Raw genomic sequence first — 26,088 nt, forward strand, 5'->3', positions numbered from 1 at the left:
TTTTTTCCTAATCATGAGTGGCAAAGCTGTTTGAAATCAGCCATGCAAATGTCAATTTCATTGGGTATACCGAATCAAGATGAGAAACCCGTAAAGAAAAACGCCCCGAAAGGCGTTTTATTATGGTTTTGATTGATACGTTTGATTCCAAATGAGTCTGAAAGGCAATATCAGTGGTTTTTTTATTAAAACTTACCACTTAGTTTGAAGGTTAATGTTCGTCCTGGAGCGGGCATACCTGATACCGAACCTGTATCTAAGTAATAAACATCAGATAAATTGTTACCAATCAGTTCAGCACTCAGTTTTTTTGTGAGGGCATATTTGATGTAGGCATCATAAGTAATCACCTCAGTTCTTTTTATGATTTCGTCATCATGACTCGCTGAAACGTAGTTCGTACGTACGCCTGTTTCTAAGTCGGTATCAAAGAAACGAGTACCTAGTAAAATACTGCCTGTATATTCAGGTGCTGCATGGGCAGCTAGGAAGCTTCCTTCTGAAAATCCACCACGAACACAGGTTTCTTCAGATGGGGTATTGCCTAAAATTACATCCTTTATATAACCTTGAGCGGCTGAGTTTCTGTCACAAACTTCGTTTCGGAAGTTGTAAGCAATTGAGGCATCAGCAAAATAATCGCTGTTATCAAACTGCCCATTGATCTCAATACCGCTGGTTCGTTGGCTATCTAGGTTAGTGAAGTTATAACTGTCACGGTCTCTGTCCATTACATCGTCAATGGTTTGATCAAAATAGGTCAGCTTAAAGCTCGCGTTATCGAAGTAGTGAATGTAGGCCGTCTCGTACAGTTTGGCACGCTCAGGTTGTAGTGGAGCACTTGCGACGGGGTTGCTACTGAATCCACTGGTACTTTCAAATAAGCTTGGGAAACGTAAAGTCTCAGCATAACGGGTGTAAATTCGGCTGTTATCGCTAATTAGCCATGTGGCGGTGACAGACGGCATCCAACCGCTACCGCTAGTTTTGTACTGGGTGTTGTATTCTTCAGAAGTCTCAAGTGACTTAGCTTTACAACTGCCTTCGATGTAGTTTTCTTGTTGCATGGCAATACGACAAGCATTGTTCGCCAGATCGAGCTCGTTGTGGCTATTGGTTAACCAATTGGATGCATGGTGCTCGATGAAAGTGGTTTGATTTTGCGCCGCTTCGGTTTGTGTTTGTAACTTTTGTTGCAATATGGCATCGAAATTAGCAAGTTCTGTTTGTCGTTCGTCTAGCTGACTTTGGTATTCACTGGCTTGATCGGGGAACATAACGATCAAGTTTTGTAATCTATCTATCTCTGTGTTGAGGTTTTGTTGCGTGAAAGTGATTCTTACCTCATGCTCTGCATTTGCTACATTTTGTGCGATCTCTTCCGGCGCATAGGTCTCTAGTGTTTGATACGTTAATTGGTAACCGTCTTTCTTGTACTCTTTAAGAGGACTGATGTCGCCAGAGTTTACTTGATGTTCGATATAGTAATCTGTCGCGTTGTAAGAGATGTAACGGACACCTGAATCTAACACGATGGATTCATGTGGACGCCATTCAATCTTTATTGCGCCGTTGTATTCTTCTCTTTCACCGGCACGGACTGCACCACCATAGAAATCGACAAGGTTAGCTAGTCCCTCTTTAGGGTTCAGTTCGTGCATCATGTAACTGCCCGACAATGTCATATCAATCGAGTCTGTCAGTAGCATCTTGTTATTAAAATCGAACCCGTACCTTTGCTCATCACGGTTAACGACGGATGTGTTTATGATGATGTCAGGCGTATCGCTTTTGTAGTTCACGAAGTTGGGGAAGCCATAACCAGTATTGCTGCGCGAATCTGTTTTTGTCAGCCATAAGTTGGTGCTTAGGTTTAGCAGATCGTGTTCGGGGTTTGCTCGAAATTTCAGTGTGTAGGCTTGCATTTTTGCGTTTGCAAGCGGCCACTGAGCGAGTCCGTCGGAATTTCGGTAGTCTGAACGACTCGCCAATATTTCACCATGAGTACTTTCCGTGTATCGGATACTGGCGTGCAGTTTGTAGTAATCACTGAAATTGATCGTGCCTTTTAATAGTGCTGATTCCATTTCAGCCGATGTGTTGGGTACTTCGTGGCCAGGGTAGTGTACCAATGCCATGTGTTCAGGTCTTAAAAGTGGATTTCGCCCGGCGACTTGGTCACTCGAGTTATTATCAAATGGTTTCGAGTAGAAGTCAGCTTTACTGGTACCTGAGTAGTAGTTGCCTCGATTTCGGTATGCGTATGCGGCTAACCAGTCAAACTTTGGTTCGATTCCTGCGAGTGCGAGGCGGTAGGCGACGTCTTCTCCATTGAAGGGATTATCTGTTTTGTTGTCTCTGGTTTGGAAACGAAGTTCTGGATCGTCGTACAGTGGAACACCACCTAGCTCGGTATAAGCAGGGACATCTTGCCAACGTTTTCCGGTATGCAGTCGCGCTTTGTTTGGCTCGATGGAGTTACTGCTGCTTTCGGCAACTAACTCAATACCAAATTGTTCTCCTTCTTCAACGATATCTTGCGGTTGCAAGGTGGTCACTTTTACGGCACCACCTGTTGAGGTATTGATCTCTGAGTTTAACTGAGCACCTTGGTAGACGGTCATACTGCCGATAAGGTTGGGGTCAATGTAGTTTCTGTTCGATGACCCACGATAGCCGTTATACACTGAAATGCCTTGTTCAGTACCATCGATAACAACAGGTACACGACCAAAGCCTTGTACACCGCGTACGTTCGGGTCGATACTGCCACCGCCATTTCGTGCTTCGCCACTGTGTGTGTTGGCGACACCGGTGAATAGATCCGCCGCACTGGTCCCTTTGAAACGCTCGATTTCTTCTTTCCCAAGATAAGCGGTTGCGACGTCTTTGTCGTACACATCCATTTCACCGTCTGTGTCTCTTTGATAAGCATCATCAAAATGGGTTCGAACTTGTATAGCATCGAGTGTCATCGAGTCTGTAGTCGGTACGAGGTAGTAAACACCATCAGACTGTTTTTGTGCTTGCAGACCGGTATTGGTCAACAGCATAGAAAGCGCTTGTTCGCTGTTGTATTGACCGACTAAACCTTGGCTGTAGAGCTCTGAAGAGAGTGACGAATCTAGATAAAATTCGATACCCGATTCAACGGCAAAGTGGTTGAGAGCACTGTCTAGGGTGCCTGCTGGAATATTATATTGATGGTCTTCTGCAGCGTGGGAAGCAAAAGGAAAACTCAATATAACGACACCGAGTTTTATCGTAGTAAGTTTGGAGAGTAGCGAGCGCTGCTTGGCATTTGGCACCGTAATTTCCTTATCGGGATTTCTAACTGACTGTCAGATACACCGAACAAGAATCAGAAATCCGTAATAAAATTTTATTTTGCTGTGATGGTGACCCAAAGAGGGGTTCGGTAATGGATTCTTACCGGTAGTATCTGGCTGATATTGTGCAAGGTTTTATCAATATCTTTGGTCGAGAACACACCAGTAAGTTTGAGTGCTGCGGCACTGGCATCGACGTTGATGATGCCGCGTCGATAACGCCCTAATTCGTTGATGAAGGTTTTGAGCTGTGTCGCTTCTGCCATGATTTTATGTTCCAACCAAAGCATGTCGGAATCTTGGGTCTGGTTTGGCTGCGATACTGTGCGGCGATCGAAGTGGGCAGTTTGCCCTGCGAAAAGATGCGGTTTCCCCATCCCAAGCATAGGTTGAATTTCGACTTCACCTTCGTAAACAGAGACTTGAGTGGTGTCGGCATGCTCTCGGATACTGAATTGGGTTCCGATAGGCAGCACCAAACCCCGCGAAGTCGAGACTTTCAATGGGCTACGATGGTGTGTATTGGTGATCATGACTTCACCGCGTTCGATGTGAATATCTCGCTGATGATTATCAAAATCGACAAATAATTTGGAATCAGTATTGAGCGCCAATTGTGTGCCATCGAGCAGCGTCATCGAACGAATTTCGCCAGTCGCTGTTGAGTATTCGCTACCTGTTGGTGTTGGCCTGTAAATCGCCATACCTGAGCCTAATGCGACGAACGAAAGCGCGCTTATGGATAAGAATTCGCGACGGCTGACTCTCGGCGGTTTACGTGTTAAGACCTGCTTGCTAATTGTTCCTTTAGGAATGGAGCAAAACTTACTTTGTAGCAGTTCCAGCTTTTGCCATGCCAAGGCGTTATTAGGGTGGGCAAGCCTCCAACATTCGAACGAGTCGTGATCTTGTTGCGTGGCATCATCAGCCCAAAGACGTGCCATCCAAACCGATGCTTGCTCTATGGTCTCAGGTGGTAATTGTTGCATTTTACCCCTCGCTAAGCATGGCTAGCATGCAACCTTGGAGTCCCTTAGCAACGTACTTTTCCACAGATGATACTGAAACTTCAAGTTCGAAGGCGATCTCTTTGTAGCTTTTGCCTTCGAGCTGTCTCATGAGCAGTGCCTGGCGAGCTTTGATTGGGAGTTTGTGGAGTAGGGCATCGATCTCAACAAGCGCTTCAACCACTATGGTGTGGTCTTCCGGAGAACTGGCGACCAGAGAGGGTTCTTGTTCAATGAGCTCTAAATAGGCACTTTCCACACGACGTTTTCGATAAAGATCAATCACCAACCCTTTAGCGATATGAGTCAGGTACTTTCTTGAATCTTTGTATTCAGGCAGCTTACCTTTGGTTAACAAGCGAAGATAAGTATCTTGAACCAGATCAGCCGTAGTGTCAGGGCATCCTAAGCGTCGTTTAATAAACACCGATAACCAGCTGTGATGCTCTTGGTACATTTGATCCACGCTGTGTGAGGTGTTGTTGCTCGCTACGGTCATTCCCTGATACTCCTTACTAACCTTAATGATAATTATTATCATTGGGGCGATGAATATATCAGAAATTCTCTAATGTGCTACATGTTTTTTATAAATCATTTGAATTTGAGAGTTCATTCAAACCTTTGATTTGTATGGATAGTATTTCAATAAGAACCAAAGAAGGATGTTTAAATGAAATGTTAATTGACGGATACGGTTATAGAACATTCAATCAAGCTCGCTTTATAACCATTTGAATCAATTAACTAAAATAATTGTTGACCTAAAAATTCAATCCGTTAAAGTACGTCTCGTTCTCGCGGCATAAGCCGATGAGAGATGGTGTTGCCATCGCATGATTGCGTTGCCCTGGTGGTGGAATTGGTAGACACAAGGGATTTAAAATCCCTCGGCGTTCGCGCTGTGCCGGTTCAAGTCCGGCCCGGGGCACCATCTACTTACTCGAAGAGGGAACAGAGTCGTACTCTTAAAACACGCACAATTTGGCGCCTTGGCAGAGTGGCTATGCAGCGGATTGCAAATCCGTGGACCTCGGTTCGACTCCGGGAGGCGCCTCCAAATTACTTAAGACCAGCCTAGTGCTGGTTTTTTTGTATCTGGAGTTAGGTAAGTACAAGCCATTTATAGCTTGGATAAAGCAAAGCAGAACTGTGAGAGATAAAAAAAGCGAACCAAACGGCTCGCTTTTTTGTTATCTAGAGTATACAAAATTAGTCTTCGTAGTTCTCAATGCTTGGGCAAGAACAGATTAAGTTACGGTCACCGTATACGTTGTCTACACGATTCACAGTAGGCCAGTACTTCGAGTTCTTCGTTGCTTTCGATGGGAAACAACCCAGTTCACGAGAATATGGACGGTCCCATGTGTCGCTCGATAGATCTACTTGTGTATGTGGTGCATTGACTAGTGGGTTGTTATCTAGCGGCCACTCGCCGTTCTTAACTGCAGCCATTTCATGACGGATTGCGATCATCGCTTCGCAGAAACGATCTAGCTCTTCTAAATCTTCTGATTCAGTTGGCTCAACCATTAGTGTGCCAGCAACTGGGAATGACATCGTCGGCGCGTGGAAACCGTAGTCCATTAAACGCTTAGCGATATCTTCTTCGCTGATGCCTGTCTCTTCCTTAAGCGGACGAATATCGATAATACATTCGTGCGCTACGCGCCCGTTAGTGCCACGATAAAGAACAGGGTAGTGCGGACGTAGTTTTTCCATCACGTAGTTGGCGTTCAAGATTGCAACTTTAGTCGCTTCAGTCAGGCCTGGTTCACCCATCATTGCGATGTAAGCCCAAGAGATAGGCAGGATAGAAGCACTACCTAGATCCGCAGCAGATACCGCGTAGTCAGAACCTTGTACACCATTTTCGATGTGGCCTGGTAGGAAAGGTGCTAGGTGAGATTTAACACCGATAGGACCCATACCTGGACCACCACCACCGTGTGGGATACAGAATGTTTTGTGTAGGTTCAAGTGAGATACGTCTGAACCGATGAAGCCTGGAGACGTTAGACCTACTTGAGCGTTCATGTTCGCGCCGTCTAGGTAAACCTGACCACCCGCAGCGTGTACTTGCTCACACACTTCCTTCACTTGCTCTTCGTATACACCGTGTGTAGAAGGGTAAGTGATCATGATGCTTGATAGGTTCTCTTTGTGCTTCTCGATCTTAGCGGCTAGGTCGGCCATGTCGATGTTGCCATCTTCATCACACTTAACAACCACTACCTTCATAGAAACCATAGATGCTGTTGCAGGGTTAGTACCGTGTGCAGAGCTAGGGATCAGACAAACATTACGGTGACCTTCACCGCGGCTTGCGTGGTAACGTTGAATCGCGATTAGACCTGCATATTCGCCAGATGCACCAGAGTTAGGCTGTAGAGAGAAATCGTCGTAACCAGTGATCTCACATAGCTTCTCTTTAAGATCTTTTGCTAGAGCTGTGTAACCAGCCGCTTGTTCTAGAGGAGCGAATGGGTGGATAGAACCAAACTCAGGCCATGTCACTGGGATCATCTCTGCTGCAGCGTTCAGCTTCATCGTACAGCTACCCAGCGGGATCATGCCGTGCGTTAGTGAGAAATCTTTGTTCTCAAGCTGTTTTAGGTAACGCATCATCTGCGTTTCGCTGTGGTGCGTGTTGAATACTGGGTGCGTTAAGAACTCAGATTCACGACGGCAGTTTTCTGGAATTGCAGCAAATTCATTAGCAGCAATGTCAGTAGACAGTGCGTTGATGTCTTCTTTCACATCGAAGATTGCAAATAGAGCGCTGATATCTTCGATCGTAGTTGTTTCATCTAAGCTGATACCGATCTTGCCAGGAATTAGGCGCAAGTTAATGTCTGCAGCTTGAGCGCGTGCGTACAGTGCTTCTGTCTTCTCTTCAGAGTTGATCGTGATGGTATCAAAGAAGCTGTTGTTTGTTAGCTCGTAACCTGATTTAGTTAGGCCAGCCGCTAGAATCGCAGTCATGTGGTGTGTACGACGAGCAATAGTACGCAGACCTTCTGCACCGTGGTAAACCGCGTAGAATGACGCCATGTTTGCCAGAAGCGCTTGAGCTGTACAGATGTTTGATGTCGCTTTTTCGCGGCGGATGTGTTGTTCACGAGTTTGCATCGCCATACGTAGCGCTTGGTTGCCGTTTGTATCGATAGAAACACCGATTACACGACCTGGCATAGTACGCTTGTGCTTGTCACGTGTTGCCATAAATGCAGCGTGTGGACCGCCGTAACCCATAGGAACACCGAAGCGTTGTGCGCTACCGATCACTACGTCTGCGCCCATTTCGCCAGCTGGCTTGAGTAGAGCAGAAGCAAGTAGGTCTGTAGCAACCGTTACCAGTGTTTTGTTTGCTTGCGCTTTTGCGATGATGTCGGTTAGATCGCGTACTTCACCGGTTGTGCCTGGGTACTGTACAAGAGCGCCGAATACGTCTTGCTCAGGAAGTGTTTCAAGAGCACCAACCATCACTTCGAAGCCAATGTACTCAGCACGAGTTTTTACAACTTCTAGTGTTTGTGGGTGAACATCGTCAGCCACGAAGAACACTTTGCTCTTGCTCTTACCTGCACGCTTACACAGAGTCATCGCTTCGCCTGCCGCAGTCGCTTCATCAAGCAGTGATGCGTTTGCGATTTCCATGCCAGTTAGATCCATGACCATCTGCTGGTAATTAAGCAGTGCTTCAAGACGACCTTGAGAGATCTCTGGTTGGTAAGGCGTGTAAGCTGTGTACCAGCCTGGGTTTTCCAAAACGTTACGCAGGATAACGTTTGGAGTGAATGTGTTGTAGTAGCCTTGGCCGATGAACGTGCGTTTCACTTGGTTTAGGTTAGCGATCTCTTTAAGCGAGCTCAGCATATCCATTTCGCTCAGTGGCGCAGCAAGCGTCATTGGCTTCTCTAGGCGAATTTGCGCAGGGACCGTTTCATCGATCAATGTTTCTAGGCTTGTCGCGTTAATCGCTTCAAGCATCTTTTGCTGGTCTGCCTTGTTTGGACCGTTGTGGCGTGCAACGAACTCGTTTTGAGTACCCAAATCTTTAAGTAATTGGCTTTGAAGTAATTCAGTCATGATATCGTTCTACTTTCTCTGTAAGGGCTGTGAGCAAGCCCCTAAAATTAAGCTGCTCCAAAGAGCAGCTTTATCGTATACGGGTTACCTAATTAATCTTCGTCGATTGAATTTAGGTATTCTTCTGCATCTTTTAGGTTGTCTAGTTCAGACGCGTCAGTCATCTTCACTTTAACAATCCAACCACCTTCATAAGGTTCTTCGTTGATTAGCTCTGGGCTATCTTCTAGCTCTTCGTTGATTTCAACGATTTCACCAGTGATAGGAGCGTAGATGTCAGATGCTGCTTTTACAGACTCTACTAGAGAGAAGCTTTCACCTGCTTCGATTTCGTCTTCTGTTTCTGGCAGGTCAACGAATACAACGTCACCTAGCATCTCTTGAGCGTGCTCAGAAATACCGATAGTTACAGTACCGTCACCGTTGTCTTTAACCCACTCGTGGCTGTCTGCAAACTTAAGTGTATTGTCCATTGCTTGTTCTCCAAAAATTTATGAGGTGTTAATTTATAAAATAAAAAGTGTTCTATTAACGGTAAAGCGGGAAGCGCTTGCACAGCTCTTTAACTTGCTTGCGAACGCGTTGCTCAACTTCAGCGTTACCTTCTGGGCTTTCAACAAGACCATCAAGTACATCGCCGATCCACTCACCGATGAGTTTGAATTCTTCAGCGCCAAAACCACGGCTAGTCCCAGCAGGTGTTCCTAAACGAATACCAGATGTAATCATAGGTTTTTCTGTATCGAATGGGATGCCGTTTTTGTTACATGTGATCCCGGCACGCTCCAATGCTTCTTCAGTTACATTACCTTTCAAACCTTTAGGGCGAAGGTCAACCAGCATCAGATGTGTATCTGTTCCGCCTGTCACAATGTCACAACCGCGAGTTTGCAATACTTCAGCAAGAACTTTTGCGTTGTTGATCACTGAATCGATATAAGTATTGAATTCTGGACCTAGAGCCTCACCGAAAGCGACAGCTTTAGCCGCAATAACGTGCATTAGAGGGCCACCTTGAAGACCTGGGAATACCGCAGAGTTGATCTTCTTGTTGATCTCTTCGTGGTTAGTCAGAATCATACCGCCACGTGGACCACGTAGTGTTTTGTGCGTCGTTGTTGTTACAACGTGAGCGTGAGGAAGTGGGCTAGGGTGCGCACCTGTCGCGATAAGACCCGCAATGTGTGCCATATCGACCATCAGTAGTGCGCCAACTTCATCCGCGATTTCACGGAATTTAGCGAAATCGATAGTACGTGGGATTGCGCTACCACCGGCAATGATCATTTTTGGTTTATGTTCAACGGCCAGTTCGCGTACTGCATCGTAATCGATTTCTAGCGTGTCACGGTTTACACCGTACTGAACTGCATTGAACCATTTACCAGATAGAGCAGGGCGTGCGCCGTGAGTTAAGTGACCGCCTGCGTCAAGAGACATGCCTAAAATAGTGTCGCCTGGCTGTAAAAGAGCCAGTTTTACAGCGCCATTTGCTTGTGCGCCAGAGTGAGGTTGAACGTTAGCGTATTCACAGTTAAACAGTTTCTTAGCGCGCTCAATCGCGATCGCTTCTACTGTATCTACGTGTTCACAACCGCCGTAGTAACGACGACCAGGATAACCTTCAGCATATTTGTTGGTTAGGCAAGTACCTTGAGCTTGCATAACTGCTTTAGACACGATGTTCTCAGAAGCAATTAGCTCGATTTGTTCGTTTTGACGTGCGTTTTCAGCCTGGATTCCTGCGAATACTGCGTCGTCAGTTGCCGATAGGTTAGTAGAGAAAAAACTGTCTAAGCTATGGTTTTGGTATGCGTTGTTCATTGTCGAGACCTTTCAATTAACTAATGGATATTGTTTTTATGTGTCCATTAGGTCTTGCGTTGGTTTCTGCATCGTAATCGTTTGCGTCAATATGGTGTTAAGTCTTAAATATTGTGCGCTAACGACCAAACGTAGGGTCAATGCAGTGCGAAATTGGTTCCCCAAAAGTGGGGTAAAAACAGCCGCCTTAAATGTTAAATCTGTCATTTAATGCAAGCTGAAGTAGCATCTCTTCATCTAACAAGTCGATAACATAGCGTCGTTAAATCCAATTTTCAATAAAAATTTCCAATAGGAAACAGATTTTCTTGTTTTGCTACTCGGAGCACGCTTTATTTTGTTGTGTGGTCTTTAATCAACAAAGCGCTTCATGCAACAATGAATTCTATAGACAGGATGCAGAAATAAAACGAGGGACCTATGTCAGAAGACATCTATGATGAGTACCCATCTTTGACACTGGCAAAAGAGACGCCAGACCAAAATATTGAGCCGTTAAGATTAGGACAGCGCATTAAAGATATCCGTAGCAAATTGGGTATTACATTAGAAGAAGCGAGTCAAAGAACTGGCCTTGCGCGTTCCACGCTCAGCAAGATTGAAAATGAGCAGATATCTCCTACCTTCCAAGCAATGCAAAAGCTAGCGATGGGTTTGCAGATAGATATGCCTCAACTCTTTGAACCACCAAGAAAAAAAGTCGCCACTGGTCGTCGTGATCTAACCAAAGCTGGAGAAGGAAAACCCCACCCAACTCCCACTTACGAACATGAGCTTCTAGCTACTGAATTATCTAACAAAAAGATGATGCCATTTAAGAGCCGAGTAAGAGCGCGCGCGTTTGAAGAGTATAACGATTGGGTACGCCATGATGGTGAAGAGTTTCTTATGGTCATTTCGGGTGACATCATGTTCTACTCAGAGTTCTATGAGCCTATCCCAATGAGTGAAGGGGATAGCATGTATTATGATGCCAATATGGGGCATATGCTTATCTCAACTAGCGCTGAAGATGCTCTGATTCTGTGGGTGACTGCAAAATAACTGGATAGTTTTTAAATTTCCTATAGTGAAGGCAAACGTTTGCTTTTGTGGTGAACGTCTTTCAATTGGCGTGATATCGATGGTAAAAACATCAATATCACGCTTTTTTGTATCTGCAATATTTGTTTTCAAATTGTTAAATGTCACATTTTGGACTGTTTTGATCTTGTTAAGGGTGTAAAACTGATTCAGGCTTGTTTACTATAGTGAACACGGTTTACTCATGTTGATTGATGTTTACTGAAGTGAATTCTTGGAAGGCGACCGAATGTGTCTATTTCGCTATTTTTGGGTTTTCTATATAGAGCACTCTTCTCATATAGAAAAGCCATAGATTGAGGCCATATCGCCACTTCCTACTTTCTAACGGTTCTTATCTTAGGTGAAAGATAGAGAGCAACTCTACATAGAGATATAAGCGGCAGCGTCGATGTTGGATACCTGCAACGCTTCATGGAGAATAAAATGACTCAAGAACAAGCAACTCAAGACCTGTTAAAAACACCTCTACATGCCCTGCACGTAGAAGTTGGTGCAAAGATGGTTCCTTTCGCTGGCTACGATATGCCAGTTCAATACCCACTAGGGGTTAAGAAAGAGCACTTACACACGCGTGACGCAGCAGGTCTGTTTGATGTTTCTCACATGGGCCAGTTGCGTCTTCACGGTGAGAATGCAGCAGCGGCTCTAGAGACGCTAGTTCCAGTAGACATCATCGACCTGCCTTCTGGTAAGCAGCGTTACGCGTTCTTTACCAATGAGCAAGGCGGTATCATGGACGATCTTATGGTAGCTAATCTAGGTGACCATTTGTTCGTTGTGGTCAACGCGGCTTGCAAAACACAAGACATCGACCACCTAACCGCGCACCTTCCAAGTGATGTAGAGCTTGAAGTGATCGACGATCGTGCTCTACTTGCACTACAAGGCCCTAAGGCGTCTGAAGTACTGGCTCGTTTCCAACCAAGCGTCGCGGATATGCTTTTCATGGACGTGCAAAAAGTCGACATCGATGGTGTTGAGTGCATAGTAAGTCGCAGTGGTTACACGGGTGAAGATGGTTACGAAATCTCAGTTCCAAATGAGCACGCTGAAGCGCTTGCTCGCAAGCTGACGGCAGAAGCTGAAGTAGAATGGATTGGCCTTGGTGCTCGCGATTCACTACGTCTAGAGTGTGGCCTGTGTCTATACGGTCACGATTTAGATACAACAACGACACCAGTAGAAGCAAGTCTCCTATGGGGCATTCAAAAAGTTCGTCGTACTGACGGTGAGCGTGCTGGCGGTTTCCCTGGTGCTGATATCATTCTTGAGCAAATCGCGACCAAAGACGTGCAACGCAAACGTGTTGGTTTAGTTGGTCAAACTAAAGCGCCAGTACGTGAAGGTGCTGAGCTGTTTGATGCTGAAGGCAATAAAGTCGGTGTGGTAACGAGTGGTACTGCTGGTCCTAACGCGGGTAAGCCGGTTTCAATGGCGTACGTTCGCACTGATCTTGCTGCTATTGGTACAGAAGTCTTTGCTGAAGTTCGTGGTAAGAAACTACCAATGACAGTAGAAAAAATGCCATTCGTACCTCAGCGCTACTACCGTGGCTAATCATCAATATTATTAACTGATTGTTTTCTTTGACCCCTTATTATCCCAATGTTTATCTGGCCGATAATAAGGGGTTTTGTTTTTGTCTAACTTATTGAACATCATGAGGATGATCGACATCTGATCGTTAGATTAGTTAATGTTTTACAATTTAAGCCGCTATACTGAAGGGTATTCAATAAGTGTATCCTGAAGGTGTAGGAGAGTGGAAATGAAAAGCGCACTATCGAAGAAATGGATAATGGCAGGCGCACTTCCTCTGATCGGAAGTTTTGCTGTGTGTGCGGATACCACAGACACAATCACTCCATCCAATGCCAATTTAGAATCCAATATTGAGATTACCCCTTATATTGTTAACGGCAGTAATGCTTCGGTGTCGGATTTTCCCTCTATAGCTGCTCTTTTTATCGATAGCCTCGAATACGATAACTTCTATTCAAGTAATCCATATTGCGGTGCGACGATTCTCGACCAATACCATGTACTTACTGCTGCTCACTGTATCTATGGTAACGAAGCGGCACAGTTGTTTACTACCGTTGTACCTCAACTCGAAAACGTAAATGACTACCCTTTCGGCAACATTCAACGTTACCGTGTCACTGAAATCTATTATCGAAACGATTACGACAACAGGCTGAGCCAACTGCTGGCAAACGATATCGCAATTCTAAAGTTATCGGAAGCGATGAACATTGATACAGTGAACGATATTGTTAAGCGTCCAAGCAGTGAGGCCTACCGAAGCACGTTTGGTGCACCCGAATTCGTGGCGATAGGTCATGGTGATACGTCTTCAGGCTTTGATGCAACAACGCGACTTCAGCAAGTTGATCTTAACTTAGTTAGCAACTCGGTGTGTCGAACTGTCTTTACCAATGGTTCAGCAATCACTGATAGACAGATATGTTTTGATGGCGATTTTAGCTCTTTTACGCAGTTACGTGGAGGAACGTGCCAAGGGGATTCGGGTGGTCCGGTATATTGGAAAGATGGTTCAAGCTACGTTCAGGTAGGTATTACTAGTTTCGGTCCAAGTCAATGTGGGGATCCAAATGCTGGAGCGACTTCTGTGTTTACTGAAATTTATGACTATCGTTTGTGGATTAACAGCGTGCTTAGTGGCTTTGAAACACCACGAGCAACATCAAGCGATTTACAACGCACGACTTATTTAAATCAGCATGGAACTATTCAGTCGGAGAGTGGCTCAAGTGAAGCGGGCGGAGTGTTGTCTACGCTATGGCTTGGAGTTCTTCTTGTATTAGGGTTAAGAAGAACTCACTCTATTCGAATCTTACGAAGTTCTGGACGATAACCTTTCCAATAACTCATCAATTTCTAAGATCGCTTTGTCTATGTGTAAAACACCTAATCGAGCGATCTTTTTCTCTTCCGGTGTCAGTGAATTAAAGCCTTTGTCCACTTCTGCTTTAGTTAGGCTGTGGCTGTGAAGTAGTAACTCCTTGTATGTGAGCAGGCGAAATTGAACTGCGGTGATTTCTGCGGTTGGGTTACGAGTGTCTAGCAACTGTTTAATACAGGGAAATATTATTCTGAAGCGATCTGCAATGTCGTTTTTTGCATCGCTAGTTTTTGCATTTTGCAATTTATTTGGTCTTCCCAAGAGTCATTTAAGTTTGTTTGTTTATTGCGCCAAATTTATAAACTAACGCAAGTTGATTGAAAAATAATATATTTTAGGTGCTGCATCATATGCCACTGTACGTTTATGTAAATAGTTTATACCCAATTTGGTCTGCTTTTTGCTGGAAATAGGACATGCGTGTCTTTTCAGGGGTAAGAGTATGTCGAATGAACCCATAGTGATGGCAATTGTTGAACGAAGAAAACGAGCCAACCTTTCGCAAGAAAAACTCTCGTCGATGGCTGGGATGAGTTTGAAAACATATCAGAGGATTGAAAGGGGCGAAGCCGATATCAAAATGTCGCAGTATCGATCGTTAACGCGGTCGCTAGCGATATCAGATTTAGATGTTGTGATGGATACTTTAGAAGCAAGTCAAACGACGGTTAACGATGTGGCGGCCGTGTCTAGGCTGCTAACGGACAAGCAAAGAAAACTGTTGATAAAGCTGATCTTATCGTTAACGAAAGAGCAGTAATCTTTACGGCTACACTAAAGGTGCGATACAAATATCGCTTAATTTACTCGACCACGCAGCTGCTTGGTGTTACTACGCTGTTTTTTCTTTTCTAAGCGCTTCTTCTGAGAAGATTTAGTCGGTTTGGTTGCACGTCTAGTCTTGGTCACTTTTGTCGCTTCTAGGATCAAGGCCTTTAGCCTATTGAGCGCATCCTCTCTGTTCTGTTCTTGTGTTCTAAACTGCTGTGCTTTAATGATGATCACACCTTCTGTAGTGACACGGCTGTCTTTTAACGCTAATAGTCTCTCTTTGTAAAAATCGGGTAGGGTAGAACGATGGATATCAAAGCGCAGATGGATGGCACTAGATACTTTGTTCACATTTTGCCCGCCAGCACCTTGGGCGCGAATTGCGGTAAGTTGAATCTCCCAAGCTTGTATTGAGACGTTATTTGATATTTGCAGCATAACTATTGATAAATATTAAAATTGATAAACGTAAAAAATGTTGGCTCATGATACTCGTAATTGGGTATGGTATCAGTAGTTTTATTTTAGAGTGACAAAGCGATGACGATTGATCTAACGAAGTACGAAGGCTTAATTTTCGATATGGATGGTACCCTGATTGATACCATGCCGGCACATATTCAAGCGTGGCAGCAGACGGCTAATCATTTTGGATTTGAATTTGAAGCGTCTTGGTTACATAGCCTAGGTGGTATGCCGAGCTACAAGATAGCGGGCGAAGTAAACGCAAAATACGGTTTGAGTTTGGATCCGAAAGCGGTGTCGGCATTTAAGATGGAAGCGTTTTCTAGTATTGAAAATAAAGGCAATGTGATCTCGTGTACCCATGATTTATTGTTAGAGCATTATGGAGAAAAACGACTGGCGGTAGGAACGGGCAGTCAGCGTAAAAGCGCAGAGAGCTTGCTTACTAAGACTGATATTTTGCCTAAGTTAGACACCTTGGTTACCGCAACCGATGTTGAGCGTCACAAACCTAACCCTGATACTTTTTTATATGCATGCAGAGGAATGGGCTTATCACCCGATCAATGTGTTGTATTTGAAGACACGGATCTGGGGAAACAAGCGGCTCACGCGGCGAATATGGACTGCATTATGGTCGTCAAAGGTGAGCAGTTGATGTTCTATCCAAGGCCTGATTGATACGATTACTTTGGAATGAAGTAAGCAGTATTAATACCATTATGGCTAGCTAAAAATGGCTGTTACTTCTATCTCCTGAAATTGGAGACGATCAGTAAGAGCCATATTTATGTCTAGCTATTGATATGCTAAGCGATTTGCTCCATTTCACTGTCAAGGAACAGGCAGATGGTATTTCTTCCATTCGCTTTCGCTTCATACAGCGCCAAGTCTGCGCATTTGTAGCTGAGTTTAGAGTCATGAGTTAGATTGGTTACGCCACCACTGACCGTGACTTGGTCATCAAACTCCAGCGATATTGCAACCCTCAGACGATTAAGCACACTGTAAGCTTCGTTTGGCTTAGTATGAGGAAGTACAATACCAAACTCTTCACCGCCAATACGCGCTACAAAATCGGTTTCACGACACTCTCTTTGTAGCACTCCAGCGACGACTTGAATCACCTTATCGCCATAGTCGTGCCCAAAAGTATCATTGATACGTTTGAAGTGGTCAATGTCGATAATGGCTAGACAAGATTGTTCAAACTCAGGGTAACGGGCGACGCGGTTACACTCATCACGCAGTTCTTCATCAAATTTTCGGCGATTCCAACAACCAGCCAGACCGTCTTTTTCACTTAGATTGCGCAGTTTGTTTTCTAGCTCTTTGCGTTTGCTGATATCAACAAATGACGCAACGTAGAACTGAATGACATTGTTTGAATCTTTGATCGTCTGAATTCTTAAGATTTCCGTAATCAGAGAGCCGTCTTTGCGACGGTTGATCACTTCGCCCTCCCACATACCGCGCTCATTAATGATCGCCCACATACGCATGTAGAACTCTTGATTATTCTTCCCAGAAGCGAACATTGAAGGCTGTTTGCCTTTGACCTCTTCTAAGGTGTAACCGCTCATACGAGTAAATTCGCGATTAACCTTAATGATGCGATTGTTTCTGTCTGTAATAACCAACGCAGACATGCCGTTCATGGCCGCTTTAGCCAGTTGGCTCTCAATACTGTTCTTCTTGTGGTTGATGTTCCAAGCGACAAAAGCACCAGAGACGATTGAGATGAGTATCGAAAGAGTGGCTAGCTGAATGATGATTGCTGTATATTCATTTTGGTATTGCTCACGAAGTTGTTGATTATCAACGTGCAACACCATATATACAGGTCCTTCTAGCTGTTCAATACTAGGGCTGATATCCTCGTAGAAATACCAATCTGTACCATCAAAATAACTGTCACTACGTTGCTGTCGAATCTCGTCCCAAAGCTTTGGATGAGTCACAGCGTAGGTTTTATCTGCACGGGCATCAATAAGGTGACCAAAGGCTTGGTCTGGAACTGGAGACATCAATATATGGCCTGAGCCGTTAATCAAGATGGGTTGTGCCAGCGAAGAGCCAAAGGTGTATTGAAGTCGTTCGTATATTTCTACCATGTTCAAGTTGACAATAAAGTAGCCAACAATACGACCTTCTATTGCAACTGGAGTCATGACTCGTAGTGTAGGAAGCAGGGGCGTCACTGGTTCACCGTTTTGATACTCTAAGTCGATACCAAAAGACGCTATCTCGCCGACTTTTAGCTGCTGCACTGCAGTGAAATAGTCGCGGGACGCTTTGTTTTGCAGCTCACTCTCAGGAACAACACGGGCTTTTCCGTCATGATAGTTGATGCGTATTGTTTCGTTGCCTTCAAGGTCGAGGTAGCGAAGTTGAGAGTAGTATTTTTGCCCATTGGCCAACATCAGCCAGAGATCTTGTAGAGCGTGGATGCTATCGGTTGAAGCTGATTGTACAGCACGTTTGAGCGTGGATGATTCAGCAATGGCTGGAATGGTGTTAGAAACTTCACGCATGACTAAACCCAGTTCGTGAAAACTGTATTCAATTTGATTTTGGCTAGCCTGTTTAATGTTCGTGTCGTATTGCGCTTTTATACGATCAAATTCGGAGTTGATGTATAAAGCGGGAACTATTCCGAGGGCTAGGAGAGTACAGAGAAATTGGCCTAAGAGTTTTTTTATGCTTACTTTCATTACATTCCCCAAAGAATCAGCGCAATACTATAGATTTAGTGGGGGTATTAATGTGATCTTCACCCAGAACTTAAGAGCTCGATCTCCTAGGTGAGAGGTATGTGTGCAATTTGTTGCTTTTGTGTGCAAATTTCAGGTTATCTTACACTCACCGTGACGATAACCTGCAATTTGCTGTTTCAAGCGCCTATAAACGCTAACTTAAGCCTGTAATTTCGCCATGCTCGTTAATATCTAAAGACATAAACGCTGGTCTATCAGGAAGCCCTGGCATGGTCATTACGTTCCCACATAACGCATAAACAAATCCTGCTCCTGCACAGAGCTTGAGTTCTCGCACAGGAACATCAAACTGAGTTGGGGCGCCTTTAATATGTGCTTCCGTTGAAATCGACAATGGTGTTTTAGCTAGACATACCGAAAGGTGGTCAAAGCCATGCTTTTTGAACTCTGTCAGTTGCGATTTGGCTTTGTCAGACAACGTCAAACTGGCTGCGCCGTAACCCACTTCCGCGACAGCCATCAATTTCTCTTCGAGTGACTGTTCTGTTGTATACAGGGGCTTAAATTGTGCAGGTTTTTCGCAAGCTGCGACGACCGCTTTGGCTAAATCCGTTGCGCCTTTTCCGCCTCTACCGAACGCCTCGCTCACCGCCACTGATATGGTGTCGTCGTACTCACGGATCACTGTGGCTAGTTGTTCGAGTTCTTGGTCTGAGTCTTGTGGGAATCGGTTGATAGCAACCACAATAGGAACGCCATATTTCTTAACGTTATCAATATGCCATTTAAGGTTTTCAAAACCCGCAACAAGAGCATCAGGGTCGTCGTGGAAGATCGAATCAGGTAGTGGTGTACCTGGCCTTAAATCGTACAACCCCGAATTTGCTTTTAGGCCTCTAAGCGTTGCTACAATCACTGCGCAGTCTGGTGACTGTTTGGCGGCAGTAGCTTTGATATTGCACGCCTTCTCAAAGCCCATATCAGAACCGAAACCACCTTCAGTTACGACGTAATCTGCCAACTTGAGGGCGATATTGTCAGCAATGATCGACGAGTTACCATGAGCAATATTGGCAAAGGGGCCTGCGTGAATCAGGGTAGGGACGCCTTCTAATGTCTGCATTAATGTTGGCTCGATAGCATCCTTCATTGTCACTGTCATTGCGCCAGCAACTTGGAAGTCTTCAGCTGTTAGTGGCTCACCGTTTCGATTGTAAGCCAATACAATGCGTCCGATGCGTTTACGCAGGTCTTGTAAGTTCTCTGCGAGCGCGAGAATGGCCATAAGCTCTGAGGCAGCTGAAATATCAAAGCCGTCTTCACGCTCAAAGCCATTAATGGTTTTACCGTCTTCGTTTTGACCGATGGTAACCATACGTAGAGCACGATCGTTATGATCGAGAACCCGTCGCCAAACGACACGTTTAGGGTCAATATTGAGCGCTTTTAAGCCAGAGCGTTGTTCAAAGGCTTTCGTTCCTTCTCGCTGCTCATGATACAAACGAGCGTCGATAGCTGCCGATGCAAGGTTATGGGCCGCGGTAACAGAATGAATATCTCCAGTCAGATGGAGGTTCAATTGTTCCATAGGGGCGACTTGAGAATAACCACCGCCCGCAGCACCGCCTTTGACCCCAAATACTGGCCCCATTGAAGGTTGACGAATACAAGCCATAACTGACTGATTAATCGCTGCTAAACCTTGGCTCAAACCGATTGTTGTGACGGTTTTCCCTTCACCAAGTGGCGTTGGTGTAATTGCGGTAACAAGGATCAGCTTACCTTTTGGTTTCTCTTCGAGACGCTTTAGGCTTTCTAAAGAGACTTTCGCTTTGTGTAATCCGAGAGGTTGGAATTCTTCAGTGGTTAAGCCCGCACCGAGAGCAATATCACGGATGTTCTTAAGTGAAGAGGAGCGGCAAATTTCAATATCAGACAGCATATTAAATCCTTATGTTGAAACCGATAAGGTGGTACGAAAACGTTTGCGTGGCGATAATACTGTATAAATCGACTATGTAAAGGCTAAACACGCGAAGTATGTGCTGGAAGATACCAGATTTAGTGAGTCATTGCGCGAGATCAAATCTAGTGATGACAACTCATCATGGTTACTGAGGTCTCCTATTGAGTCAGTCGAAAATAAAAAGGGTTGCATAGTGCAACCCTTAATAGAAAAACGTAGATCCTGTGATTAACGATCCCAGTATGCTTCTTCTAAGCTGTCTTCACGCTCTGGAAGCGCGCGACCAAGGCGCGGAGAGTGTTGTGTTAGAACTTCGTAACTTACACGGTTAGCGTACTTACAGATCTGTGACAGCGACGAGTAAGTCATATAAGGCTGATCGTGTTTAGACGAGTTTGGCACGTTCATGTAGTGGTGGCTATTTGCAGCCATATCATGAAGCAGGGCAGACAATGCAGCATCACCCGCGCCATTGGTGTTCTTAATCTCTAGCGGACCACCAAGGTAAGGTCCAATGTGAGAGTACACTTTAACGGGATTGCTACAGTCTGCCTTACGCATCGCGCGGCTAAATTCATATTTATTAAATTCTGGGATGTTTCCTGGAAGAAGAGGCAGCTCAGTTTCACGTTTCGCTGTTTCGTCTGTGTAACCTGCCATGTATAGGCCAACAGGACCTGCCGTACACAGAACTAAATCTACCCACTCCAGCGCTTTATCAGCTGCAAGTAGAGGATCTTTCTCGCCGGTTAGTGCTTGGCCTTCCTCTTCGTTCATCGCAATGATAGAGATATTCTCTTTGATGTAGTCTTGCCACCACTCAGCGTTACCTTCGATTACCCACTTAGTGCCTAACGTCAGTACCACTGGCACGTTGTTTTCTTTAGCAATCTCGATAGCACGAGCGACCGCTTTTGGCATTGGATCTTCTGGTTTACCACGCATTAGGTATGAAGAAACCACCAATGCAGAAGCCTTTTCAAATACATCTTCAGGGATGCTATCTGGACGCAGGTTATTCATTTCACCTTCGTTGATCGCAAACGTACGCTCACCATCATCAGAAATAAGGGTGTAACAACGACCGATAGAGCCTTCGACTGTCTGTAGATGGTTTAAGTTCATACGTGAAGAAGTGCGGCATAGGTAACGGTATGCAAATGAACCAACTTCGATATTACGTGACATAACACCTAGAAGTACCGATTTGCTGTCTGCTAGCACAGAGTAATTGTGCAGAGTATTACCAATGGTATCACCTGGATATTGATGCGTGATTAGACCGCTCTCTACAAGTTCTTCGTATAGGGCATCAGCTTTGCTCTCTTCTAAAACGAGAGAGTGACCTTTACTCAGCTCGTATTTAGCAAGGAACTCATCAGAAACACGCGCTTCGATATCTACAATTGTTTGACCAACACCAACAATAATCGGGCGAAACAGTTTTGGCGTTTCCTTCATCTGGTTGATGAGTGGATCACGGGCGTGTGTAGGGAAGTAGTGCTTAGATTTGCGCTGTCCAGGAAATTTCATAAGAAAATTACAGTGAGAAAATTTTGCCGTATGATATCACAGTTTTTTGTAATATCTTTCATTTTTATTACATTCAGACTCACCTGTACATTGTGTGTACAGGTGAGCGGGTAGCAGAAAACGAGTGGCTTATTTTTACTTTTCAGATGATGTTGCCGGCTCTATGTAAGCATCGGTGCCCCAAAGTGGAACAGTTGAAAGACTGTGCTTGAAGCTACCTTCTGTCTCCTTGGTTGTGTAAGACAGATACAGCAAGGTTTGGTTGTCTGCATCGTAAATGCGTCTTACCTTCATTGTCTTAAAGAAAATGCTTTTTGACTGCTTGAAGACCACTTCACCAGACGCGCTCTTATCTATTTTCGCAATCATCTCAGGAGTGATATCACCCGTTTGACGACATGAGATCGAGCTGTCACTTGGGTCTGCCAGTGAGAAATCCGCCTTGATAGAAGCGATGTGACAGGTGACTCCTGGGATTTTTTCATCGTCGAGGTGAGAGATCTTAATATCTTTCAAAGTGAAGAAACCAAGTGATACGTCACCAACTTCGTTATCTGAACAACCAGCCAACATGGTTATAATACCTAATGCGATTAGGGCTTTTTTCATAAGAAGTCCTTTTAATTTATAGAGTTCTAATTACTATAAGGAGTATTGAAAGCTTGAATACGAGTGTAGAGCTTTTCGCTCTATTCGAAAAGGTAGTATTGGGAGAACCTTAATTTATGAAGCATTTAAAGTACTTGTTGGTAGTCACGATGCTCTGTATGCTCTCTGCTTGTAGCTCGGCGCCTAAGGCGACCGTATGCCTTCCAAATAATTGTGATATTTGGGGATACTAAAAGTAGGTAGTAAAAGAATGAATAATGAAATACCTGAAATCGCGCTGAAAAAGAACGCGTGGTTAGCAAGTCAAGTGGATGTTGCTTATCCGGCGAAAGAGAGTTTGCTTGGTCGAGATGTTTATCAAGCCAACCTTGCCAAGAAAAGCTATCAACTGCTTCCTTCAAATCAAACCCCTTCCCATATTGAAGAAATTCACAAAGTCGACTTTCATAAGCTCACCGTATTATTCTCGCTTAATCAAGCCAGCGTTTATGAAAGTGAGTTCGATAAAACTCATATCCTTGAGTTCTTGAGCCAAATTATCTTGTCTGACGAATATCAACTTTATATAGGAACCCTTGGTTCTGATGTCGTAGCTAGTGCAATTGTTACTGTCGAAGAAGACGAAGTTCTGATTTCGGATATCGTTAACCAAGCGGGGCAGGATACAATAGGTTTTGCTCATCAACTCGTCTCATTATTAGAAATTTCGATAACTCCCAATACCAAGGTGTGGGTGGAAAGTTAATACAAGAGTGGGGGTGCGCTCCCGCTATAACTGGCTGTTACCACCCGTTCACTGATAAGCAACTGTCTTTACTTCACATTAATGTCACGTCTTTGTGTTTAAATTATCAACAAATCCTCCCAATAGACTGCTTTTGTCGCAAGCTTAGGATGATAATGCCTATAAGTATTTTATAAATAGGGTTATTAAGGTGATCTGTCGCATATTTCGCGAAGTTAATTAAGTGGTTTTGAGTAAAATGCTACCTCAGTCATGCCTGATAAATCCATATGTCTATAGGATGAAAGTCGAACTTTAGGTAAGTGGTGTAACGATGAGATTAGAGCAAGTAAAGTGTGTGATATTTGATTGCGATGGAACATTGATTGACAGCGAGAAGCTGTGTTGCCAAGCGTTGGTTAACGTTTTTGAGCAGTTCAATGCTACTCTGTCACTTGAAGATTGTTATGCGCATTTTCAAGGCGGAAAGCTGGCGGACATTTTAATGGACACACAGCAACGCTTAGGGCTTTCAATCTCTATCGATATGTTAGAACCACTTTACCGCGCAGAACTTGAGGCTCTTTTTCAGCGATTTTTAAAGCCAATGAATGGTGCTAATGAACTGATACAGTTTCTCAAAAGTCAAGGTGTTGAATTCTGTATTGCGTCGAACGCGCCAAAAGAGCGAGTTGAATCCTCTTTGGCGATGACGGGGATGCTCGATGATTTCAAAGGCAAAATCTTTTCGGCGTTCGATGCCAACAGTTGGAAACCAGAGCCTGATTTGATCATGTATACAGCGATGAACATGGGATTTCTGCCGAACGAATGTATTTATGTCGACGATACAATAAAGGGGATTGAAGCGGGAGTTCGAGCCGGTATTCAATCTTTCCGTTTAAGACCCAACTTGCCGAGCACTTTGGTGAGAGGCCCTAAAACTGACTCCGAAGAGTCAGCTGCTATTGATATCTATAGCCTTGAAGAGATCTCTGCGTGGCTCAGTGGCAAGCATTGCTCAATTGATACACCATACTCTGGTGCTTTGGTGGGGTAGTATTAGGTTGGATGCGGACGATTTTAGTAAATTGTTTGGTGTGAAACCCACAAACAGCACAAGTAAATTTCTCTCCACAGCTTGAAAGTAGATACTCGTCATGTTGGCAAAGCGGGCATGTAATGTCATTAGTTGGTGCGTCTGTTTTATTCATTATGTCACCTGCAGCAAGTCAAAAAGCGATAACTTCGCTCTATTAGATTACCTCTAAGCTCAATTTTTAAACAGACTTCTTACTTAAGTTTTGCTCAATTGCGACTGAGTTCATGCTATTGATATTACATTAGCAAATCATTATACAGTTTGTTGTTTTGGGAATTGTAGGGACGAACAGCCGAGCTTGTCCCTAACGTGTGGTAAAAAAGAAGGACTCCGAGGAGTCCTTCTTTGGTTTTTCCGTTTCTAATCAAAGCAAAGCCTTAAGTTCGGTATTTCGCTAAGGTCTTTGACAGTGAGATAGAAGCCCGAGTTAGATTCGAAACGCCATTAGAGGTGTTTTGAGCGACTTCCTTAATGACATCTGATTGGTTGCGGATGTCGTTCAACTCGGCTGCAATATTATTTGCTACGTTGCTTTGCTCGTCGGCAGAAGAGGCGATTTGTGCACTCATATCCATTAAGGCTTGAGCTGAATCAGAGATCGCGTTTACGTCGTCACCAATATCAGATATCAACTGACTGCTTGCCTGTGCCTGATCTACTGTCTGCTCTGTGATCTTGGCGATATTCTGACTCTCTTGTTGTAAGCGTTCAATCATTGCTTGGATTTCTACCGTTGCTGATTGAGTGCGGCTTGCAAGTGTACGAACTTCATCGGCAACAACTGCAAAACCTCTGCCTTGTTCACCAGCACGAGCAGCCTCAATAGCCGCGTTCAGAGCGAGTAGGTTAGTCTGTTCTGAAATGGCATTAATGGTGGTGATCACCTCGTTGATTTGGCTTGTGTTAACGTTAAGGCTCGTTACAGACGATGACGCCTGCTCAATCAGAGATGAGAGCGTGGTAATCTCTGCGATTGCTTGTTGCACTTTACCGTGACTTTGGTTAATCGCTTGAGCGCCGTTTTCTGTCTGTTCGGTTGAGCGTGCTGCGATGTTTGATACTTCGTTAGCAGATGCTGTCATCTCATCCATAGCGGTTGCAACCGAGTCAAGAGACGCGTGTTGGCTGCTAATTTGAGTTTCACTGCGCTTTGCTTCTGCTTCGAATGAAGAGGACGTCTCACTGAGTGTCGCTGCACTTTCATTGACGCTTTTTACAAGCTCGCTCAAAGTGTCCATAGATCGGTCTAGTGCACAACCAATTGTACCGAACTCATCACGACCTGGGTGGAAACCAAGGCGAGAGCTTAGGTCGCCATCACCAATCTTTTCTGTGGTTGAGTAAAGTACCCAAAGCGCGCCACCAATGAAAGTTGCAACCCAGTAGCAGAAAATGCCGAAAGGAACACACCACAAAAAGCTGAGTAAGAAAGTATTCAGTGCGCTTTGCTTCTGTTCGGCGACATCGGTTACAGCAAGAGTAAGTGAATAGTATTGGCCATCTTGACCCTGTTGAGTAGCCGTTACAGAGCCGTTATTGTTGATTGATGTGTCTGTCGAGGTCGCCTGCGAAGAACGGGTTAACAGTGTTGACTCTGGAGCTCCAGAAACAGCTAGCATACCTTTGAGTCGTTGTTCAGCTATGGTCTTTGCATTCTGTTCAATGTGACTGAGCTGATTGAGGTAAGTATTCGTTGATACGCTGCCAAGGGCGACTAAAAACATGAGAAAAATAACCCACATCTTGTCGTTAATCGACATCTTAATGAACAGTTTGTCGATCGTTCGAAACTGTACTTCTTTCATGATAACTCCACGATAATTCCTTTATCGAGGACTTTAAATAACCGCACGTAATATAAATGTGATCTGGGTCGATTGTTTTTGAAATTAAATGATAACCAATTTCAATAATTGGAACCCAGATCAATCATTTTT

General features: G+C 44.4%; 20 protein-coding genes and 2 tRNA genes. 9 read left to right on the forward strand and 13 right to left on the reverse strand.

All coding sequences use genetic code 11. The features are described 5' to 3' along the window. Positions 1-185: 185 nt before the first annotated feature. The 3 genes from AC6I7V_RS19655 to AC6I7V_RS19665 all read right to left on the reverse strand — a co-directional run bounded on the left by AC6I7V_RS19655 (position 186) and on the right by AC6I7V_RS19665 (position 4,835). Positions 186-3,308, reverse strand: a complete 3,123-nt coding sequence (locus AC6I7V_RS19655) for a TonB-dependent receptor (RefSeq protein ID WP_498011976.1) — start codon at positions 3,306-3,308, stop codon at positions 186-188. Positions 3,309-3,382: 74 nt separating this feature from the next. Continuing rightward, complete coding sequence (locus AC6I7V_RS19660; RefSeq protein ID WP_498011977.1) at positions 3,383-4,318, reverse strand: FecR domain-containing protein; 936 nt, start codon at positions 4,316-4,318, stop codon at positions 3,383-3,385. A 1-nt stretch (position 4,319) separates the two neighbouring features. Beyond that, positions 4,320-4,835, reverse strand: coding sequence for a sigma-70 family RNA polymerase sigma factor (locus AC6I7V_RS19665; RefSeq protein WP_498011978.1), 516 nt, complete (start codon positions 4,833-4,835; stop codon positions 4,320-4,322). 348 nt (positions 4,836-5,183) lie between these two features. Between AC6I7V_RS19665 and AC6I7V_RS19670 the strand changes: the two genes are divergently transcribed. Together AC6I7V_RS19670 and AC6I7V_RS19675 are read left to right on the forward strand one after the other, a co-directional pair. Next, positions 5,184-5,270, forward strand: a tRNA-Leu gene (locus tag AC6I7V_RS19670). A 52-nt stretch (positions 5,271-5,322) separates the two neighbouring features. Further along, positions 5,323-5,396, forward strand: a tRNA-Cys gene (locus tag AC6I7V_RS19675). A gap of 152 nt (positions 5,397-5,548) precedes the next feature. Here the strand turns inward: AC6I7V_RS19675 and gcvP are convergent. The 3 genes from gcvP to AC6I7V_RS19690 form a co-directional block, all read right to left on the reverse strand. Beyond that, positions 5,549-8,428: an aminomethyl-transferring glycine dehydrogenase gene (gcvP, locus tag AC6I7V_RS19680; protein WP_255231896.1), complete on the reverse strand. Its 2,880-nt coding sequence runs from the start codon at positions 8,426-8,428 to the stop codon at positions 5,549-5,551. 92 nt (positions 8,429-8,520) lie between these two features. Further along, positions 8,521-8,901: a glycine cleavage system protein GcvH gene (gene gcvH, locus AC6I7V_RS19685; RefSeq protein ID WP_498011979.1), complete on the reverse strand. Its 381-nt coding sequence runs from the start codon at positions 8,899-8,901 to the stop codon at positions 8,521-8,523. A gap of 55 nt (positions 8,902-8,956) precedes the next feature. Continuing rightward, positions 8,957-10,252, reverse strand: a complete 1,296-nt coding sequence (locus AC6I7V_RS19690; RefSeq protein ID WP_255231895.1) for a serine hydroxymethyltransferase — start codon at positions 10,250-10,252, stop codon at positions 8,957-8,959. Positions 10,253-10,672: 420 nt separating this feature from the next. Here AC6I7V_RS19690 and AC6I7V_RS19695 point away from each other — a divergent pair, with 420 nt between their 5' ends. The 3 genes from AC6I7V_RS19695 (at position 10,673) to AC6I7V_RS19705 (ending at position 14,216) form a co-directional block, all read left to right on the forward strand. After that, positions 10,673-11,296, forward strand: coding sequence for a helix-turn-helix domain-containing protein (locus AC6I7V_RS19695; protein ID WP_255231894.1), 624 nt, complete (start codon positions 10,673-10,675; stop codon positions 11,294-11,296). Positions 11,297-11,761: 465 nt separating this feature from the next. Continuing rightward, positions 11,762-12,895, forward strand: coding sequence for a glycine cleavage system aminomethyltransferase GcvT (gene gcvT, locus AC6I7V_RS19700; protein ID WP_255231893.1), 1,134 nt, complete (start codon positions 11,762-11,764; stop codon positions 12,893-12,895). A 211-nt stretch (positions 12,896-13,106) separates the two neighbouring features. Further along, positions 13,107-14,216 (forward strand): S1 family peptidase, encoded by a 1,110-nt coding sequence (locus tag AC6I7V_RS19705; RefSeq protein ID WP_498011980.1) that lies wholly within the window; start codon positions 13,107-13,109, stop codon positions 14,214-14,216. Here the strand turns inward: AC6I7V_RS19705 and AC6I7V_RS19710 are convergent. Beyond that, positions 14,196-14,507, reverse strand: coding sequence for a hypothetical protein (locus AC6I7V_RS19710; RefSeq protein WP_498011981.1), 312 nt, complete (start codon positions 14,505-14,507; stop codon positions 14,196-14,198). The genes AC6I7V_RS19705 and AC6I7V_RS19710 overlap by 21 nt on opposite strands. A gap of 199 nt (positions 14,508-14,706) precedes the next feature. Here AC6I7V_RS19710 and AC6I7V_RS19715 point away from each other — a divergent pair, with 199 nt between their 5' ends. Next, on the forward strand, positions 14,707-15,024 hold the full coding sequence (locus tag AC6I7V_RS19715) for a helix-turn-helix domain-containing protein (protein ID WP_255231890.1): 318 nt from the start codon (positions 14,707-14,709) through the stop codon (positions 15,022-15,024). A gap of 38 nt (positions 15,025-15,062) precedes the next feature. On the opposite strand, the gene arfB is transcribed toward AC6I7V_RS19715, so the two are convergent. Beyond that, positions 15,063-15,473 (reverse strand): alternative ribosome rescue aminoacyl-tRNA hydrolase ArfB, encoded by a 411-nt coding sequence (arfB, locus tag AC6I7V_RS19720; RefSeq protein WP_255231889.1) that lies wholly within the window; start codon positions 15,471-15,473, stop codon positions 15,063-15,065. A gap of 102 nt (positions 15,474-15,575) precedes the next feature. On the opposite strand from arfB, the gene AC6I7V_RS19725 reads away from it, so the two are divergent. Next, entirely contained in the window at positions 15,576-16,181 is a 606-nt protein-coding gene (locus AC6I7V_RS19725) for a beta-phosphoglucomutase family hydrolase (RefSeq protein ID WP_498011982.1), read from the forward strand. A gap of 128 nt (positions 16,182-16,309) precedes the next feature. On the opposite strand, the gene AC6I7V_RS19730 is transcribed toward AC6I7V_RS19725, so the two are convergent. The 4 genes from AC6I7V_RS19730 to AC6I7V_RS19745 form a co-directional block, all read right to left on the reverse strand. Then, positions 16,310-18,214, reverse strand: coding sequence for a sensor domain-containing diguanylate cyclase (locus tag AC6I7V_RS19730; RefSeq protein WP_255231887.1), 1,905 nt, complete (start codon positions 18,212-18,214; stop codon positions 16,310-16,312). A gap of 196 nt (positions 18,215-18,410) precedes the next feature. Then, complete coding sequence (locus AC6I7V_RS19735; protein ID WP_498011983.1) at positions 18,411-20,159, reverse strand: formate--tetrahydrofolate ligase; 1,749 nt, start codon at positions 20,157-20,159, stop codon at positions 18,411-18,413. Positions 20,160-20,411: 252 nt separating this feature from the next. Then, on the reverse strand, positions 20,412-21,716 hold the full coding sequence (locus AC6I7V_RS19740; RefSeq protein ID WP_498011984.1) for an inosine/guanosine kinase: 1,305 nt from the start codon (positions 21,714-21,716) through the stop codon (positions 20,412-20,414). Positions 21,717-21,851: 135 nt separating this feature from the next. Next, entirely contained in the window at positions 21,852-22,325 is a 474-nt protein-coding gene (locus tag AC6I7V_RS19745) for a CreA family protein (RefSeq protein ID WP_255231884.1), read from the reverse strand. 250 nt (positions 22,326-22,575) lie between these two features. Between AC6I7V_RS19745 and AC6I7V_RS19750 the strand changes: the two genes are divergently transcribed. After that, complete coding sequence (locus tag AC6I7V_RS19750) at positions 22,576-23,070, forward strand: hypothetical protein (RefSeq protein WP_498011985.1); 495 nt, start codon at positions 22,576-22,578, stop codon at positions 23,068-23,070. A 313-nt stretch (positions 23,071-23,383) separates the two neighbouring features. After that, on the forward strand, positions 23,384-24,109 hold the full coding sequence (locus AC6I7V_RS19755) for an HAD-IA family hydrolase (RefSeq protein WP_255231882.1): 726 nt from the start codon (positions 23,384-23,386) through the stop codon (positions 24,107-24,109). A gap of 419 nt (positions 24,110-24,528) precedes the next feature. Here AC6I7V_RS19755 and AC6I7V_RS19760 read toward each other — a convergent pair whose 3' ends face one another. Continuing rightward, positions 24,529-25,956 carry a methyl-accepting chemotaxis protein gene (locus AC6I7V_RS19760; protein ID WP_498011986.1) on the reverse strand — a complete coding sequence of 476 codons (1,428 nt, stop codon included), beginning with the start codon at positions 25,954-25,956 and terminating at the stop codon, positions 24,529-24,531. Positions 25,957-26,088: the final 132 nt, after the last annotated feature.

The sequence above is a fragment of the Vibrio sp. KUL70 genome, from assembly GCF_059725515.1.